This is a genomic window from Haloarcula onubensis (assembly GCF_031624605.1).
Taxonomy (GTDB): domain Archaea; phylum Halobacteriota; class Halobacteria; order Halobacteriales; family Haloarculaceae; genus Haloarcula; species Haloarcula onubensis.
Genome location: NZ_JAMQOS010000009.1, coordinates 57,915 through 75,927, shown reverse-complemented (window position 1 = coordinate 75,927; position 18,013 = coordinate 57,915). Strand labels below are relative to the sequence as shown.

Here is an 18,013-nt window from a genome sequence, read left to right as displayed (position 1 = left end):
CGGTTGTATGCGTTTCGAACGACAGAGTGGTGTATTTCTCCATCTCACGTCACTCCCCGGCCCCCACGGCGTCGGCGACCTCGGCGCCGGAGCCCGGGAGTTCATCGACTTCCTCGCGTCGGCCGACCAGTCGCTGTGGCAGTTCTGCCCGCTCGGACCGACATCGAGCGCGCACGGCAACTCGCCGTATCAGGCCTACTCGGCTTTCGCCGGGAATCCGATTCTGGTCGACCTCCGGGACCTCGCCGACCGTGGGTACCTCGACGAGGGCGACCTCGACCCCCCGGACGCGGCCTCGCCACACGAGGTCCGCTACGACCGCGTCACCGAGTTCAAGGAGTCGAAGCTCCGGTCGGCATTCGAGACGTTCCAGGCCGACCCGAACGGGGACGACGAGGCGGCCTTCGAGTCGTTCTGTGGGGCCGAAGCCGAGTGGCTCGACGACTACGCGCTCTTTATATCGCTGAAAGCCGAGTTCGACGGGGCGCTCTGGACCGAGTGGCCCCACGAACTCGTCACGCGGGACCCCGACGCTCTGGCCCAGCGACGCGAGCAACTCACCGACGAGATACGGTACCACAAGTTCGTCCAGTGGCTGTTCGACGAGCAGTGGCAGGCGATGGCCGACTACGCGGCCGAGCAGGGCGTCAAACTGGTCGGTGACCTCCCCATCTACGTCGCCCTCGATTCGGCGGACGTCTGGTCGGCGCCAGAGGTCTTCAGGCTCGACGAGAACAACCAGCCCTCCGAGGTGGCGGGCGTCCCGCCCAACCCCGGTGACGACGGCCAGCGCTGGGGGAACCCGGTGTACGACTGGGACACTATCCGGGAGAACGACTTCGCCTGGTGGCGCCGGCGCTTCGACCGCCTGTTCGACCAGGTCGACATCGCTCGCATCGACCACTTCAAGGGGTTCGACGAGTTCTGGGCCATCCCCGAGGAAGCCGACAGCCCCGCCGCGGGCCAGTGGCGCGAGGGGCCCGGCCGGGAGTTCTTCGACCGGATGCGGGACCACCTCGGCGACCTCCCGTTCCTCGTCGAGGACCTGGGCTTCCTCGACGAGCGCATCGCCTCGCTGCGTGACCACTACGACTTCCCGGGGATGCGAGTGCCCCAGTACGCCGACTGGTGCGAGCAGGGTCACATGTACCAGCCGATGCACTACCCCGAGCAGGCGGTGGGCTACACGAGCACACACGACACGGACACTATCGTCGGCTACTGGCGCGAACTCGACGACCGCCAGCGCGACTGTCTCAGGCACAACCTCGGGACCGACGGCGAGGGCATCGAGTGGGACATGATAGAGGCGGTCTGGAACTCCAACGCCGTCGTCGCGATGACGACGATGCAGGACCTGCTCGGACTCGACAGCGACGCCCGCTTCAACACCCCCGGCACGGCCACCGGGAACTGGCGGTGGCGAGTGACCTCGGAGGGGTTCGACGACGACGTCGCCACCGAGTTGATGCTGGTGACCGACCGGACGATTCGGTAAGCACGGCGGAGCGGCGGGAGCGGGCCGTCGCTGTCGGCTCGCCACACGGTTTCGCACCGTCGTCGACGCTACGCACCCCCTCTCGATCCGCCTCTCGGTAACCGAGACATACCTTCCTGTCGGGACGCTAACTGGATTTTTACTTTGCTCGATTGCGCGGCCACGTACAGACGATGCCAACCCCGTTACGTACGCCGCCTTCCCAGCGGGCTGGTTCGAGACCAACGCACGCGCGAGGGCACACAGAGGGCGGACGATGGTGACCGAGGACGCTACGCTGTCCACTACCTTGCTGGTCAACAGCGCCACGCTGCCGCGGTGGCAACGCGACGCGCTCCAGCGGATGGTCACCGAGACCGACGCCGAGATAACCCAGGTCGTCCTCCGTGACAGCGAGTCCCGGCGAGACGGCACGACGGACTTTCTGCGGGACGTCAGGGACCGGTTCGGAGAGTACCCGCTCTGGTCGCTGGTCGGCGTCGTCCGGACGGTGACGCCGGACCCGACGTACAAACGCAAGGTCCCGATTTCGACGATAACCGGGGTGACGAGCGCCGAGTGGATACACAGCCCGGCGCTGCCGACGGAGGGTATCGGTCACGAACTCCCGGCCGAGGTGGTCGACCGGGTCGCCGCGGAGGCGGACCTGGCGGTCCGCTTTGGCTTCGGTATCCTCAAGGGCGATATCCTGTCCGCACCGACCCACGGGGTGTTGAGCTACCACTTCGGGGACATCCGTCGATACCGCGGTCGTCCCGGCGGTTTCTGGGAGTTCCTCGAAGACGAGGACCGTGTCGGCGTGACCGTCCAGCAGCTCTCGGAGACCCTCGACGGCGGGCGCATCGTCGTGCTGGAGCACGTCGACATCACCGATACCGACACCTGGCAGCGCATCCGACTGCGCTGTGTCGAGCGAGCCAGGGGGCTGTTGACCGAGAGTGTCCGTCGGCTCACCGACCCGGCGTTCGCGCCGGCCGAGCCGGCGGAGACCGGGAAGCTCGTGACCCTGCCCCAGGGCGGTGCAGTTGTCGCGTACCTGCTGAAAAATAACCGAAATCGCGTCCGGCGGATGGTCCGTCCCGCGTGAGGACGCGGGCGACACCACCGACGGCTGCCGGGAGCCGACCCGTTCGCGGTCCCCTCAGCCGACGGGGACCGCCGACGCGGGTAGACCGCTCGGGCCTACTGGTCCTGCACTTCGACGACGCCGGCCCCGCTCAGGGAGAGCGACTGGACCTTCCCGGTAAAGCGGAAGGCGTCCCGGCCGTCGCCGACGGCGCCGACGGCGGTCGCACCGTCGATGCTGTCGGCCGTCAGGTCGGCAGTCAGCCCCTCGTTGACCGTTTCGGAGCGCTCCGCGTCCCGCGACAGCTCCCCGGTGACGCTGAACTCGTACTCGATGGCCTCGTCCGGCGTCGCGCTACCGTCGATGACGAGGACCTTCGGCGTGTCGCTGTCACCGCCGTCGCTATCGCTGGAGCTGTCCTCGCCGTCGCCGACGAGGTCGCCGACGGACACTGTCTCCCCGTCGAGCATCACCGACACCTCGTAGCCGTCGGTGACGACGAACTCGGTGATGGCCCCCGACACCTGATAGGAGTCGACCGCGTCGGGGTTCATCTGGACGCTGGTGGCGGTGTAGGTGCCGTCGTCGTTCTCGACGATGGTGTCGGTTCCCTCTTCGGACTCCTCGCCGAACTCGATCTCGCCGTCGGCGGTGACCGTCACGTCACAGTCCGTGTCCGGGTTGTCCGGGCTTGCCCGCAGGACCAGCTCTCGGGGCTCGCTGTAGACCCCGAACTCGGTTAGGTCCAGTTCCTCGCCGTCGAGGGTAAGCGTCGCCCGGTAGCCGTCGGTTATCGAGACCGCCGTGACCGACCCGGCCACCAGATACGAATCCACGGCGTCGGGGTTCATCTGGACGCTGGTGGCGGTGTAGGTGCCGTCGTCGTTCTCGACGATGGTGTCGGTCCCCTCTTCGGACTCGTCGCCGTAGGTAATCTCGCCGTCGGCGGTGACCGTCACGTCACAGTCCGTGTCCGGGTTGTCGGGGCTCGCGCGAACGACCAGTTCGCGCTGGCCCCCGTTACCGTTTCCCGCCTCACCGCCGTCGCCGACCGGTTCCGGGGGTTCGGGGTTCTCGACGGGCGTCCAGACCTCGTACTCCGTGGCCGGCGCCGCGGCGTCGCCGCCGGTGACGACCTCGAAGGAGTTGGGGAGGCCGAACGTCTCGCCGCCGGAGTTGCCGCCGCTACCGCCTTCCAGCGGGTTCCAGCGACGTGACTCGATGTCGCTGCGTGGCTCGTCGCCGTTCGTGATGTCGCCGGGTATCTCGTCGCCCGAGAACCGCTGGTCGCTGACGACGCTCACGTTCGACAGCGAGGAGTCGCCCGCGACGCCGCCGGGGGCACTCGCCGTGTCGAACACCTCGCGGCCACAGAAGTTCCCGAAGCGGGAGTTCTCGACCTCGACGGTGTTCGAGTCGTCGGCCTCGCCGCCCCAGTCGACACAGGGGCCGTCGGCGGGGCCGGCGTCCTCCGTGATGAGGATATCCGTGTTCCTGACGACGGAGTTCCCGCCGCCCTCGAACTTGAACATCCGCGGGGTGCCATCGTCCTCGGAACTGCTCCCCTCCTCCTTGAAGTTGGGGACGGTGCCGTCGGCGAGGTAGATACAGTCCTCGACGGTGACGCCGCCGGCGCGGATGGGGCCGGCGCAGTTGTGGAACGCACAGCCGCGGAACGTGACGGGCATCTCGTCGACGTTGCGCTCGGAGTAGTAGAACAGCGAGTTCCCGTGGGGCCCGTAGTAGCAGTTCTGGACGAGCTGTTCGCCCGTGCCGCTGTCACAGCGGGCGACGTAGCTGTCGGTCGGGTTCGCGGTCCCGTCGGGGAAGTTGAAGTTCACCCACTCCAGGCGGCCGCCGCTGAGGTCGACGTCGATTTTGACCTGCTCCTCGGGCTTTTTCCCGCGTACGTCGATGTTCTCGATGCGCAGGGTCCCGCTCGTGTCCATCGTGGCGTTCGAGTCCATGTCGCAGTCGATGGAGACGCCCGCGGGGTCGCCATACACCGTCGCGTCGTCGGCCTGGAAGTCGAGGTCGGAGTGGCTCCCCGTGTACTTCCCCGGTGGGATGTACACCTGGACGCCGTCGCCGAGCGCGTCGTTGATGGCGCTCGGGAGGTCGTCGCCGTCGCTCACGTCGAGTGCTACTAGTTCGCTGCCGGGTCGGTCGGATGGAATAGATGGCATTGTCTTAGGCCTCGCTCACGTTGATTGCCTCGCCTGTCCAGCCCGCCTCGATGTCCCAGCCGGTCGTGAAGAGGGACTTCTGGTCGCCGTAGCCCACGCGGAGGTCCGAGAGCGCGCCGCTGCCGCCCTCGCCGCCGCCGGCGAAGTCGACGACGCTCGTCCCGGGCCCGGCCCAGTTGAAGTCACAGTCCGCGACGGAAAGGTCCCCGCCGGGGACGGGCACCTGCACGCCGTGCTGGCTGTTCCCGTCACTGCCGGCGGGCGCGGACTCGGTCGCCTCGAAGTAACAGCCCCGCACCGCGCTGTTGTCGGGCGCGGCGCTGACGGCGGCCGTCCCCGTGTTCACGAAGCTACAGTCATCGACGACGACGCGCCCGTCGCCCGACCCGGCCGGGTCGGAGACGTGCAGGGCCACGTCCGCGAACTTCGCGAAGTGACAGCCCTTGACCCACAGCAGGCCCGCGTGGTTCTTCTTCGCGTAGACGCCCATCGAGGACGACTTCTTCACAGCGCCGTCCGGGAAGTTCACGTTCAGCAGGTGGACGCTCGCGTCGGCGGCCGCGCCGACGCGCCAGCGAGACCGGGCCTGTCCGCTGGCGCCTTTCACCGTGATATTCTCGATGCGGACGGTCCCGCGCTTGGCCACGATTTTGGGGGCGACTTTCTTCTCGGGGTCTTTCGGTCGGCGGAACTTGACGCCGTCGGCTGAGCCGACCACTGCCGCGTCCGCGTACTTCCCGTTTAGCCCCTCGCCGGTGTACGTGTAGGTCCCGGCCGGAATTCGGACCTCCACGCCGTCCGCGAGGTGGGTGTCCAGATACGAATCGATGGCGTCACCGTCGGTTAAGCCCTCCTTACCGAGGTTGACGACCGTCGTGTCCGACTGGGCCGAAGCCACGCCGCCCGCGCCCAGCGCCAGCGTCGCGGCCCCCGCTGCCCGCAGCACGGCCCGCCGACTGGTATGGTGTTCGTTACCCGCACCGCCACCGGTATCATCTCGTGCCATATCGCGGTAGGACCGGGCTATACAAATAGCATTTCTGACCAGTTGCTGCCCGGAGAGGCCCACGTTACCTGAGTTGCACCTCAACAGGTGTAGATAACACCATGATTACGTACCAACTGTCTCAGTTTTCGACAAGTGTTGTATGCATAACACGAGCGCCGAATGGGCCAATATCGGCCCGTAGGAGAAGCTTACTCGGGGGATTCGGTAGGTATCAGCGAGGTTAGGAGACGCGCGGCCCCGACGCGCGGATTCGCCGCTGGCGCGACTGGTCGCCGTGCTTACAATCGCTGTCACAGCGCCGACACATTTCGGTTTTCTTATACATCTCTGGACGACTCGACACGTGGCGCTCCGGACCGGTCGTCACTGGAACCCACTTGGACTGACACCCTCGGAGCCCGCCGTCGCGAAAACTCTGCGCGCTATCCGAAGGTCCCTTCTCCACTGTCGCGTGGCGACGAACGAGCCGTCGTCGACGGCCCGGCCGTAGCGGGTGGGGGACACGGAGCGACCGACGGAGAAAACTAGGCATCCCACCGACCGGACGGCGGTCTGCCGCCGAACCGATTCGGTCGCCGGGCTACAGGCTCATCCGCCAGACGGTGGTACCGGCGGCCTCGAGGTCGGCCTTGTCCGCTGCGGCGACGATAATCTGGTTCTCGCCGGGTTCGACGGCCAGTGCCTCCTCGAACTCGCCGTCGTCGACGTCGACGATGACGCTCTCGACGGGCGTCTTGATGACCACCTTCACGCCGGTGGTCTCGCCGGAGACGACGAGTTCGTTCCCGCGGAACTGGGTGTCCACGCGCAGCGCGGGGCTGCGACTCGGTTCGTTCAGCGCCTTCTCGCGGTAGCGCTCGTGGACGAACTCGGGCGTCTCGATCGGCGTGTCCGCGCTGATGCAGTGAGCGAGCCGGATGTACTGGGCCATCGCCCAGGCCAGCGGCGTCGCGCCGCCGGTCCCCTGGCCGAACTCCCAGTTGTAGTCGGTCTCGTGCTCGCGGTCCCACACCTGCTCGGGAATCATCCGGCCGGAGTTGGCAAAGCGTTCCATCGCCCGCAGACAGGTCTCGGGCTCGATGGCGGGGTCGTCCAGGCGCAGTTCGTACTCCCCGCGCTCGCCGGTCAGCAGGGGCCAGAGGCGCCCTTTCCCCTTGTGTTCGACGGACCACGGCGCACCGGGGTCCTCGCGGCCCCGCTCGCCGTAGCCGTCGCCGTTGTAGCGGTAGAAGCCGGGGTTGTCCTCCACGTCGACGCGGATGGTCTCGTCGACCTCGACGACGCTGTTTTGCATCACCTCGTCGTCGGCCGGCTTGATACCCAGCCGCACGAGGTCGAGGAAGCCGCCGTCGATGATGTTGCGCTCGTCCAGCGTCGGCCCGTTGTTGGCCAGCGTCCGCAGGTGGCCGGCCTCGGGGTTGCCGTCCCGCGTGACGCGGGTGTAGTAGGGCGTGTTCTGGTGCTGGTCGGTCCCCGTCTCGGTGGCCGTCCAGTCCTCGACGTTGTTGGCCCAGTGGTCGGCCAGCGAGAGCCAGACCAGCGCGTCGGCCTCGTGGCCCTCGTCCAGCGCGAGCTTGGCCGCACAGGCCAGTCCGGATATCTCGGCGGCGATGGACGAGGGCGAGAAGCCGGCCTCCTCCTCCCAGCGCTCCTGGGCCGTCTCGGGTCCGTTGCGAGCGACGTAGTCGGCCGACCGGCGCAGGTTCTCGTAGCTGTAGCTCACGTCGTCGAAGCTGATGCCGTCCTCGGCGAGGTGGTAGGCCATCACCTGCGGGTAGGAGATGTTGTCCATCTGCTCGCCGCCCCAGCGGGTCGTCCCGTTGACGTAGGTGTTCTGCGGGATGAAGCCGGCCTCGTCCTGCTGGTACTCGTAGATGTACTCCAGTTGCTGGGCCGCGATGTCGAGCGACCCGACGGTGTCGAAGGCGGTGAAGACCTGGTAGAGGTCACGCGACCAGACGAAGTTGTAGCCGTAGTTCTTCGGCTCGCCGGCGTACACCGCGTCGCCCCACGGTACCGAGGGCGAGGCGATGGAGGCGCCGTGGTAGGTCTTGTCCTCGACGGCCATCAGCGTCATGATGGCGGTGCGATACTGGTTTGCCAGGTTAGGGTGGCCCTGGACCGAGTCGGGCAGTTCCTTGTCCGCGAGGTAGTCGACCCAGCTCTCGGTGTAGGCCTTCTCGACGGTCTCGTACCCGCGGTCGAGCGCCCCGTCGGCCTCGCCCAGCGCGGCGGCGGTGTCGGCCCGCCGGGCGAAGCCGAGCGCGATGGTCTCCTGTGCGGTCGCGCCGGTGCCCAGGCGGCCGATGAGGACGATGTTCTCCCCGTCGACCGACTCGACGGGTTCGGGCAGTTCGCCCTGCGTGTACAGCGCGTTCAGCCGCTCGCTGCCCGCGGCGCCGACGGTCGCCCAGTCGAAGCGGCTCTCCGCGGCCATCGCCATCGCGACCGAGAGGGCGTCGCCGTTCTCGTCGACCAGTAGCTCGTTGTGGGTCTCGGCGGTGTACGCCTCGGGATTCCTGGCGACGAGGTGGTAGTTCTCGGCCTCACCGTAGCGGAGCCCGCGGTCGACGCCGTTCGTGCTCGTCAGCGCGATGTTCGCGGCCGAGAAGATGTCGTAGCTGTGGTCGTCCTCGGCGGTGAACTCGACGCTCGCGAGGATGGCGTCGTGGTTCGGGTCGGCCGCGTAGTCGACGGTCAGCTCCCAGGCGTGGCCCTGGCCGTCGCCGGTCTCCGTGAAGATGTGACGGAAGAGCAGTGCCTCGTCGTCGGCCGGTTCGACGCGCCGCTCGATGGTGTCGGTGTTGCGCCGGTCCTCCCGGTGGGTCCGGACCGCGTAGTCGGAGTCGTCGTTACACCGGACGATGAAATCCAGCGTCCGCAGGTTCAACAGGTCGACCTGCGGGAACCGCGCCTCGGTCAGCGCGCCCCGCGTCAGCGTGAACCAGACGCGCGAGGGGTCGGCCGCGTCGTGGTCGGCGACGGTCCCGATGCCGAACTTCTCCCCGGTGGTCCAGGTCGGCATCTCGTCGGGCCCTTCGGTCGTGGTCGAGGTCGTCGGCAGGGCCTTGAGGTCGTCGAGCAGCGCCGTGGCGTGGAGTCGGATGGCGTGTGACCAGCCAAGCGGCGTCGCGCTGTCGAGTTCGCCCGAGTCGAACGCCTGCTCGGCCAGGTAGCCGGCCTCGGTCGCCATCGGACCGTCGTCGGCGATGAGTTCGTAGAGGTCCGAACTGCGATTCAGGTAGGCGTCGCCGTTCTCGCCGCGCTCGTTGAGCATGACGCCGACCTGGGCGGCCGACACCGCGCCGATACCGGTCGTCACGGACCATATCTTCTCGCCGTCCTGTTCCTGCATCCGCCAGCGGTCGCCCTCGTAGCGGATGAGGCCCGCGACCTGGCTGTGTGGCGGGTTCCGGAACAGGGTGTCGAGCGTCGTACTGACGTGGTCGGCCAGCCGCTGGACCTCGTCGTCGGAGAGTTCGGTGTCCTCGACGGCGTCGTACTGGCGGAAGGCGTCCGTGAGCTTCAGCGCCGCGGCGTCGATGCGGTGGTCCTTCTCGCCGTCGGTCAGGCGCATCACGAACACCTCCATCTCCTCGTCCCAGAGCTCTTCCAGCCCGTCCATGACGCGCTCGGCGCCGTGGCGGCTGCGCTCCTTTATCTGGTTGGTCATGGGCGCCCGCGCGACCGCCGAGAACGCCTCGATGTAGGCCGCGGCGGTGTGGGCGAACTGCCCGACGGAGTCCTCCCAGACGTTCTGACACTCCGAGGGGAGCCCGTTGTCGGCCACGTCCCGGGAGAGGGCGTCGACCGCTTCGACGATGGTGTCTCGTATCTGGACGGTCAGGGAGTCGCTGAGCCGACCGTGACGGGTGCGAAGCAGCGTCGCGAGGAAGGCGGTGACGGTGGCGGTCTGGTCGCCCTGATACTCGGGCGACTCGTCGTTGTGCTCGACGTTCGCGTTGGCCCACCCCGGCGCGAGCGAGCCGTCGGTCGCCCACACGCGGTGGGGCCAGGTACCGTCGGCGAGCTGGCGGTTACAGAGGAACTCTGCGCTCTCCTCTAAGATGTCGTCTGTCTCGATGTCGAGGCGGTCGCTGGCCTCCAGCAGGTGTCGCGAGACGGAGGCGTCGTCGCGGAACCAGACGAAGCCGTAGCCGCCGGAGTTCTCGTAGAACGGGTCGAACTCGGGGGCGGCGATGCGCCCGCCGGAGGGCGAGGACAGCAGGTCCATCACGCGCAGGTCCTTCCGGACGCTCGCAGCACGCGGTAGCGAGTCGTCCACCTGGATACGGGTCCGCTCGCGGGCCGACTCCCGCAGGTCCGACGCGGTCGAGTGTGACTCCGCACAGACGCTGACGTCGGCCATCGCCTGCTGGCGGTCGACCTCGGTGTGGTCGGACAGTTGCGTGATGAGCGTCGTGCTGTTGGAGCGCCCGACCCGTTCGAGCGGGGCGGTGACGACGAAGTCACCGGTGAGGCGGGTCTGGTCGCGCCGCTCGGTGCCGCGCCGGCGCGGGAAGTAGACGGGCTCGCCGTCGAGAATCTCGCCGAGCCGCTCGGGCCGCTGCCCGTGGACCTCGTCCAGGCCGGTCGAGGCGGTGATGTAGTCGTGTTCCTGGCGGTGGTAGACCTCGAGGACCCGGGCGTTGTCCGGGCCGCCGTCCTCGTGGATGAGGGCGCCGACGCCGGTGTCTTTCCCCTCGGGCGCCATCGTCACGAAGGCGACGAGCTTCGCCCCCTGCGGGACGGTCCCGCGGACCTCGACGTGTGTCGCGTGTGCCCGCCCGAGCGTCAGGTCGTACTGGTGGACGGTGAAACTGCCCGCGTCGTACTCGGTCTCCACCAGGCGAGTGTCGCGGTAGTAGTGTTGCCTGATGGTCTCTAAGTCGCTGAACCACCGCGTCTCGTCCCCTATCTGGATACCCAGCTGGGAGCGGTCGATACCGTACAGTCCGGACAGCGAATCTGAGTAGTCCCGCAACGAACCGTGTTCGCCAATATGCACCAGACGGTCCCCATGCCCCGAGAACGAGCCAGCGACGGTCTTGCTCTCCTCGGGGAAGCGCTCGCCACGAGCTTTCTTGTACTCGTTGAGCGCTGTCGTAAGTCGCATAGCTACCACAAGACAACGCTCTCAATAAACCCCTACGATTTCGCGCAATGTTGCAAAACGGCCGTGGAGGCGTGTTTTCGACCTCCTACGGCCGATATCGGTTCGTTACTGTCGCCTCGTTTGGGTCACTGCACGAGGCTGTCGGCGGGCAGCACGACCGCGCTGTCGACCGTGACGGCCCCGCCATCGGCGCCGACGTCTTCGTCCGCGATGAGGTCGTGGTCGGCCGCTTCCTCGGGGACCGACACCGTCGCGGCCTCCTCGCCGAAGTTGAGGGCGACGACGACGGCTTCCTCCTCGGTCACGCGGGCGTAGGCGACCACGCGGTCGTCCCAGCCGTCCTCGACGGCGTAGTCGACCCGCTGTAACTCGCCGTCGGCCGACAGCGCCGGGGTGTGCTTTCGCACGTCGGCCAGCGAACTGAAGTACTCGCGCAGGTCGTCGTCGGCGTGGTCCCACGCCAGGTCGTCGCGGCGACCGCGCTGGCCGAACTCCTGTCCGGCGTACACCATCGGCGCGCCCGGCAGGGTAAACGTCGACGCCGCCGCGGCCTTGGCAGCCTCCTTGCCGTAGTCGACGATGTACCGGGTCTCGTCGTGGTTCTCGGCGTACACCATGAACGAGGCGTGGTCGGGGAAGCCGGCCTCGCCGCGTTCGTCGATGGCGTCGAGCACCATCTCGGCGTCCTCGCCGCCGCCGACCTGGCGCAGGGAGAAATACAGCGTCGAGTCAAAGTGCATATCGAAGAGGCCGGCCTGGAAGTCCGCGATGTAGGGGATGGTCTCGTCCAGGAGGAGGAAGTCGTGGTCGGCCTCGTTGCAGTAGTCGTGAATCTCCCGCCAGAAGTTGTTCGGGACGGCCCACGCCATGTCACAGCGGAACCCGTCGACGAGGGGTTGCCACTTCTCGACGGCGTCGAGCAGGTGCCGGCGCACCGGCAGGTGGTCGAAGTTGAAGTTCGCGATGTGTTCCCACTCGAAGTACGTCTCGGGCTCGGTGTCGCCGCGCCACTCGTACCAGTCGCGGTACTCGCTTTCCTTGTCGTTGACCGCGGCCTGGAAGTACGGGTGCGTGCGAGCGGAGTGGTTACAGACGAGGTCAAAGAGGACCTTGATGCCCCGTTCGTGGGCGGCGTCGATGAACCGCTCGTAGTCGTCCCTGCTCCCGAGGTCGTCGGCGATGGAGAGGAAGTCCACGATGTTGTAGCCGTGTGGCGCGTGGTCGTTCTGGAGCACCGGCGTGAGCCAGATGGTGTCAACCCCGAGCGACTCGATGTAGTCGAGGCGGGAACGGATGGCGTCGAACGCCTCGCCCTCCTCGCCGCCGAAGGTGCGGATGTAAATCTCGTAGATGACCGACTCTTCGGCCCATTCGGGTGGGTGGTAGGGCTGGTTCGTCGTGACGGTCTGGCCGGTCTGGACGGCCGTGCCGCCGTCGGTCGCGACCTCCTCGCGCTCGAACTCCGCGGCGTCGGCGACGCTGTAGCCGTCCTCGCCGACGGCGACCGCGTGGACGCGCAGTCGGTCGCCGAGCGCGTCGACTGGCACCCGCAGTTCGCGGTCGCTGACGGTCACGGCGCTCGGGTCGACGTCGTCGCGGTCGTCCAGCAGGAACTCGACCTCCAGGTCCTCGACCGTCTCGGTCGCGTTCGGGTGCGGTTGTGGGTCGGCCTCGACGACGGCGTCGTCGTCCTCGACGACCGGGGTCAGGGTCAGCCGTGGCCGGCCGCCCTCGCCCTTCTCTCGCGTGCCGAGTTCGCCGTAGCTGCCGGAGCCGCTCCGGCCGCCGCTGACGCCGCCAGAGACGCTGCCGCTTACCTGTCCGCTCCGACGACCGGAGATGCCGGAGGCGCCGTATGCGCCGGCCGGCGAGAGCGCGCTCGGGAACGCCCGGACGGTGAGGCGGTGGGTCCCGTCGGGTGCGGTCAACTCCGCGACGTAGGTACCGGGGACGTCCGGCACCAGATGTTCGACCGGGTCGTCACCGACGGTCGCGTCGGAGTCTTCGGGGGTCTGTACGAGCTGCCACCTGTAGCTTGCCGACGGGTCGGGGTCGCGCGGTGCGAGCTCTATCTCGTCACCGGCGGCCACGAACCGTGGCGGTCCAGGGTGATGCATATATATTTCCCTGCGATTAGGAGTGTCTTGGGCCTTGCGGTGACCGCTCGCCTCCTACATGATTAATTTCTGGTGCGTAATCGGGCCGGAGTCCCGCAATTCGCCCCAATCGACCGCGTCGGCCGCCGTGAAACCTCCCGTTACAGGTCAGTTTGGCAACCATACTGCCTGCAGTCGCAGGCCGTGCCACGACACCCACCCAGTCCGCACACGCCGGCTCCTGTCTCGGCCCGCTCGTCGGCGACCGAACCGAAAGCCACACCTCCGACGGCGCCGCCCCACAACCCATGTCCCCGACCGTGGACGAACTCAGAAACGACATCCGCACCGCCGTCGGACGATACGAGCGCGTCGAGTCGACAGCGTTCACCAAGGAAGCGCTGGCCGCTATCTGCGAGGCCGTCGGCTACGATATCGACACGAACCGCCTGCCGCCCAAACCCGAGATGCGGGCCGGTATCCTCTATGCAATCGGCGAACGCGACACCGACGACCCCGCCGAGGCCCAGCGGCCGTTCCGCAAGGCACAGCTCGAAGCCGTCGCGGCCGCACTCGACGCGACCGACTGAGCGCGGCGTGGGGAGTCCCGACGCGACCCGAGTCATCTCTTCTCCCGTAGGGCTCCTGGTCAACCGTTAAGCCGCCCCGACACGACGTACCGCACGGAAATTCAAATGACTGACAGATTAGCCGACGAGACGGCACTCGTCACGGGGGCCTCCTCCGGCATCGGCCGTGCTATCGCGATGCGCTTCGCCAGGGAGGGGGCAGACGTCGTCGTCGCGGACGTCCGCGAGGAGCCACGCGAAGGCGGCAAACTGACCCACGAGCGCGTCGAAGCCGAGACCGACCAGCGTGCGACGTTCGTCGAGACCGATGTCTCGGTCGTCGACGACATCGCCGAGGCTGTCGCGACCGCGACCGAGACGTTCGGGGGCCTCGACGTGATGGTGAACAACGCCGGCGTGTTCCGGGCGAACCAGCCCATCGAGTCCGTCGAACCCGAGGACTACGACTGGCTGATGGACATCAACCTCAGGGGGGTCTACTTCGGGAGCAAACTGGCCGCCGAGGCGATGCGGGGCAACGGCGGCAGCGTCGTCAACCTCTCCTCTATCGCGGGGCTGGTCGGCTATCCGGGGGCGTCGGCCTACTGCGCTTCCAAGGGCGGTATCACCAATCTCACGCGCGCGCTCGCGCTCGAACTCGGCCCCGAGGGCGTCCGGGTCAACGCCATCAACCCCGGCGTCATCGAGACGGCGATGACGACGGAGGACACCCACGTCGCCGGCGAGATGGACGAGCAGATACCGCTGCGCCGGGACGGACAACCCGAGGACGTGGCCGACGCCGCGCTCTTCCTCGCCAGCGACGAGTCGGCCTACGTCACCGGTCACAACCTCGTCGTCGACGGCGGCTACACCGCTCAGTAGTCACGTCAGCGTCAGCGCGAGGAAGATGCCGATGACGGCCTCGTTGACTACCCAGGCGTTGTCGGTCATCCAGTCTCGCGCCCTCGGCAGGAACCGTTCGGCGCGTTCACCGAGGGACAGCACCGCCAGCGACGGCGTCGAGAGAAACAGCAGCGTCACCAGCAGGAACCCCGTCGCGTCGAGAAGCGGCGCTCCCTCGCTCGACAGCGACGTGCCGACCGCCACCGAGGTGAGGATGTCCGTGGGGAAAAATCCCAACAGCAGAAAGCCGAGCCGGAACGCGAAGCGAGGGTTCCCGCCGGTCAGCTTCCCCATCCACGCTGGCGGTTCGGCCGTCTCGCGAGTCCGGTAGACGTTGACGGCGGCGACGAGGAGAGTCGCGACCACGACCCAGGTCAGCGTCGTGTTCGAGGCGCCGGCCGACCGGCTTCCGGTGGCGAGGAAGTACGCCAGCGTGACGACGAGACCGATGGAGAGGGCCGCGCCGCCGACGTAAGCGGCCGAGTTGCGCCGCCACTGCTCGCTCGTCGCGAGGAAGATGGCACTCAGAAGCTGCGGTCCGGCGACCATGACGACCGCCAGCGGGACGACGGTGAGCAGGCTCATACTCACCTGTCGTACCGCTCGGACTCCGTTCCTCGCAGCTTATCGCCGGCAAGAGCGCCCTGACTCGGGCGCTCGCCACGCCGCCGACCACTGACCCTCCGCCGTGGTCGGCGGCGAGGGCCGAGAGGCGCCGGTCGACTGCCGTCCCGTCCGACACGCGGCCGCGGTGACCGGCGACTCCGGACGTGACGGCCAGCCGAATTATACAGTCCGATTCCGGTAGGATTTAGCCCTGGCGCCCGTAGACGAGCTAATGCCACAGATATCTGATTCGTTACGGCTGCTATTCGAGACCTCGGTCCGGGACGAGGGCGACCGCTACACCGTCGCTATCCCCTCCGAACTCGTCGAGAACGGCTCGATAGACACGACCGAGTCCTACCGCGTCGCCTTGCTCGCCGCGGCGGACGAACCGAGCGAGCCGACCGAGTCCGACACCGACCGCTCCGTCTCCCGCCCCGAACCGGCGCCATCACACACCCAGGGCCCGCCCGTCGAGGAGGGGGAGGTCCGCACGGTGTCCATCGACACGCTGGGCGACCAGGGCGACGGCATCGCCAAGGTCGAACGGGGCTTTATCGTCATCGTCCCGGGGACCAAACCGGGCGACCGAGTCGAGGTCGAGATAACCGACGTGAAAGAGACCGTCGCGTTCGCCGAGACAGTCGGCGAGGCGACCGTCCGGTAGCCCGAACCTCCCGCCCACCCGCCGGCCAGCGGTTACAGGCCGCTTACTATTAGGGCTACGGCCCGGACTCGCTGTATGGGCACGGAACCGGGCACCTTGGGGTCGGTACTCCGCCGCTGTGCCGTCGGTGCGCTCGACGTCTTCATCGCCGTCTTCGACGGGGTCGCACACGCGGCCACGTACGTCCGAGCGACGGCGTTCTGGGCGACGATACTCCTCCCGTTCGTCATCGTCGGCGGACTGCTGACGGAGGCCGCCGCGTCGGCGCCGACGCTTTTCGCCTCGCTGGTCGGGCTGAACGTCCTCTGTATCCTGCTGGGCCGGAGCTATCGCCCGAGCAGTTGACCCGGACCCGTTCCCCGGCCGTAAGCGTCCCCCACTCGACCCGTCCCGCGGTACCACACCGCTAACTAATCCCGCCGGCGGCGAAGCTCCGTCCCCATGGCGGCCCCGTTGGCACAGACACAGTCGGGGCTCACCGTCGACGTAGTCGTCGTCCTCGCCGTCGTCGGATTCGCCGTCGTCCTCTTTCTGACGGAGGTCATGCCGGTCGACGTGACGGCCATCCTGTTGATGGTCGTGCTGGCACTGCTGGAGCCCTGGACCACCATCTCCCCGACGGACGCCATCTCGGGCTTTGCCAACGAGGCGACCGTCACCGTGCTGGCGATGTTGATACTCAGTTCGGGCGTCAGTCGGACCGGGGTGGTCCAGGAACTGGGCCGCCGGATGACCGACTTCGCCGGGACCAGCCTCCGGCGACAGCTCCTCGCGACCGTCGGTATCACCAGCCCGCTGTCGGGCTTTCTGAACAACACGCCCGTCGTCGCCCTGCTGGTGCCGGTCGTCACCGACCTGGCGAACCGCGGGGACACCTCCCCCTCGAAACTGCTCATCCCGCTGTCCTATGCCTCCCAGCTCGGCGGGATGCTCACGCTCGTCGGCACCTCGACGAACATCCTGGCCAGCGACATCAGCGCCAGACTCGGCCGCCGGTACCCCGAGCTCCACCGGTTCTCGATGTTCGAGTTCACCCAGCTCGGCGTCGTCGTCGTGCTCGTCGGCGGCGCTTACCTGCTGTTCGTGGGCCACCGGCTGCTGCCGGAGAGGGTCCCGCCGAACCAGGACTTCCTCGACACCTACGACGTCGGCGACTACGTGGCCGAACTCGCGCTGGAGTCGGACTCCCGGTTCGTCGGGGAGTCAGTCGAGACGGTGACCGATGAACTGGGCGCCGAGATAGACATCGTCGAAGTCGTCCGCGACCACACGGAGACGGTCGCCCCCCGCCAGGCCGTGACGCTCCGGGCGGGCGACAGTCTCGTCGTCCGCACCAACCGGGCTGTCGTCGCCGAACCGCCGTCGTTCGACGGTATGGACTTCGTCCGCGGCGACCCCGTGATAGACACCATCGAGACCACCGAGCGGGCCACACTGGCGGAACTCGTCGTCGCCATCGACTCCCGGCTGGTCGGCGAGCGGCTCAGTCCCGAGCGGTTCCGCGACGAGTACGGCGCGGCCGTCCTGGGACTGCGCAGTCCGCGCGAGGGGCTCGTAGAGCGCATCGTCGGCCGCCGTCTCCAGGTCGGCGACACCCTGCTCGTGGAGGTCCCCGAGGAGACGGTCCCGCGGCTGAGCCGCGAGCCGGACTTCATCGTCGCCTACGAGCCCCCGACACCGGACTATCGCACTGAGAAAGCGCCCGTCGCCGTCGCCATCCTGGCCGGGGTGGTCGGCCTCGCCACCGCCGAACTGCTCCCGCTGCTCATCAGCGCGCTCGGCGGCGTCGTCGCGATGGTGCTGACCGGCGTCCTCGAACCCAACGAGCTGTACGACGCCGTCGAGTGGGACGTCATCTTCCTGCTCGCGGGGGTTATCCCGCTCGGTATCGCGCTGGAGCGGACCGGCGCCGCGTCCGTTCTGGCGACGGGCATCGTCGTCCAGTTCGGGACGCTCCCCCCGGCCGTCGTCCTCTGGCTGTTCTACATCATGACCGGTCTCATCACGGAGGTCATCAGCAACAACGCGAGCGTCGTCCTGCTCATCCCCGTCGCCGCGGCCTCCGCGGCGCAAATCGGCGCGAACCCCTTCGCGTTCGTCCTCGCGGTCACGTTCGCCGCGAGCACGGCCTTCCTCGGCCCCGTGGGCTACCAGACGAACCTGTTCGTCTACGGCCCCGGCGGCTACCGCTTTGGCGACTACGTCCGCATCGGTGCGCCCTTGCAACTGCTCCAGTCGGTCGTCGTCACCGTCGGCATCGTCGCGCTCTGGGGCGTGTAATCGTGCTCCCGGCT

Annotated in this window: 12 protein-coding genes; 7 read left to right on the top strand and 5 right to left on the bottom strand. The window is 67.8% G+C overall.

Going from position 1 to position 18,013, the window contains the following annotated elements; all coding sequences use genetic code 11:
* Positions 1-7 precede the first annotated feature (7 nt).
* Together malQ and NDI86_RS21125 are read left to right on the top strand one after the other, a co-directional pair.
* Entirely contained in the window at positions 8-1,498 is a 1,491-nt protein-coding gene (malQ, locus tag NDI86_RS21130) for a 4-alpha-glucanotransferase (RefSeq protein WP_310902255.1), read from the top strand.
* Positions 1,499-1,754: 256 nt separating this feature from the next.
* The gene (locus NDI86_RS21125; RefSeq protein ID WP_310902254.1) at positions 1,755-2,585 is read left to right on the top strand and encodes a formyltransferase family protein; all 831 of its coding nucleotides are present in this window, start codon (positions 1,755-1,757) and stop codon (positions 2,583-2,585) included.
* A 95-nt stretch (positions 2,586-2,680) separates the two neighbouring features.
* On the opposite strand, the gene NDI86_RS21120 is transcribed toward NDI86_RS21125, so the two are convergent.
* The 4 genes from NDI86_RS21120 to malA all read right to left on the bottom strand — a co-directional run bounded on the left by NDI86_RS21120 (position 2,681) and on the right by malA (position 12,992).
* Positions 2,681-4,750: a hypothetical protein gene (locus NDI86_RS21120; protein WP_310902253.1), complete on the bottom strand. Its 2,070-nt coding sequence runs from the start codon at positions 4,748-4,750 to the stop codon at positions 2,681-2,683.
* Between the two features lie 4 nt (positions 4,751-4,754).
* Positions 4,755-5,756: a hypothetical protein gene (locus NDI86_RS21115; RefSeq protein ID WP_310902252.1), complete on the bottom strand. Its 1,002-nt coding sequence runs from the start codon at positions 5,754-5,756 to the stop codon at positions 4,755-4,757.
* Positions 5,757-6,339: 583 nt separating this feature from the next.
* Positions 6,340-10,875, bottom strand: a complete 4,536-nt coding sequence (locus NDI86_RS21110) for a DUF7997 domain-containing protein (protein ID WP_310902251.1) — start codon at positions 10,873-10,875, stop codon at positions 6,340-6,342.
* Between the two features lie 125 nt (positions 10,876-11,000).
* Positions 11,001-12,992, bottom strand: a complete 1,992-nt coding sequence (malA, locus tag NDI86_RS21105; protein ID WP_310902250.1) for an alpha-amylase MalA — start codon at positions 12,990-12,992, stop codon at positions 11,001-11,003.
* A 287-nt stretch (positions 12,993-13,279) separates the two neighbouring features.
* Here malA and NDI86_RS21100 point away from each other — a divergent pair, with 287 nt between their 5' ends.
* Entirely contained in the window at positions 13,280-13,561 is a 282-nt protein-coding gene (locus NDI86_RS21100) for a hypothetical protein (protein ID WP_310902249.1), read from the top strand.
* 105 nt (positions 13,562-13,666) lie between these two features.
* Complete coding sequence (locus NDI86_RS21095; RefSeq protein ID WP_310902248.1) at positions 13,667-14,425, top strand: SDR family oxidoreductase; 759 nt, start codon at positions 13,667-13,669, stop codon at positions 14,423-14,425.
* On the opposite strand, the gene NDI86_RS21090 is transcribed toward NDI86_RS21095, so the two are convergent.
* Complete coding sequence (locus tag NDI86_RS21090) at positions 14,426-15,031, bottom strand: GAP family protein (RefSeq protein WP_310902247.1); 606 nt, start codon at positions 15,029-15,031, stop codon at positions 14,426-14,428. It lies immediately after the preceding gene.
* A 253-nt stretch (positions 15,032-15,284) separates the two neighbouring features.
* On the opposite strand from NDI86_RS21090, the gene NDI86_RS21085 reads away from it, so the two are divergent.
* From NDI86_RS21085 to NDI86_RS21075, 3 genes are all read left to right on the top strand, one after another.
* Positions 15,285-15,719 (top strand): TRAM domain-containing protein, encoded by a 435-nt coding sequence (locus tag NDI86_RS21085; protein WP_310902246.1) that lies wholly within the window; start codon positions 15,285-15,287, stop codon positions 15,717-15,719.
* Between the two features lie 75 nt (positions 15,720-15,794).
* A complete protein-coding gene (locus tag NDI86_RS21080; protein ID WP_310902245.1) occupies positions 15,795-16,064 on the top strand; it encodes a DUF8028 family protein in 270 nt (89 codons plus the stop codon).
* 96 nt (positions 16,065-16,160) lie between these two features.
* On the top strand, positions 16,161-17,999 hold the full coding sequence (locus tag NDI86_RS21075) for an SLC13 family permease (RefSeq protein WP_310902244.1): 1,839 nt from the start codon (positions 16,161-16,163) through the stop codon (positions 17,997-17,999).
* Positions 18,000-18,013: the final 14 nt, after the last annotated feature.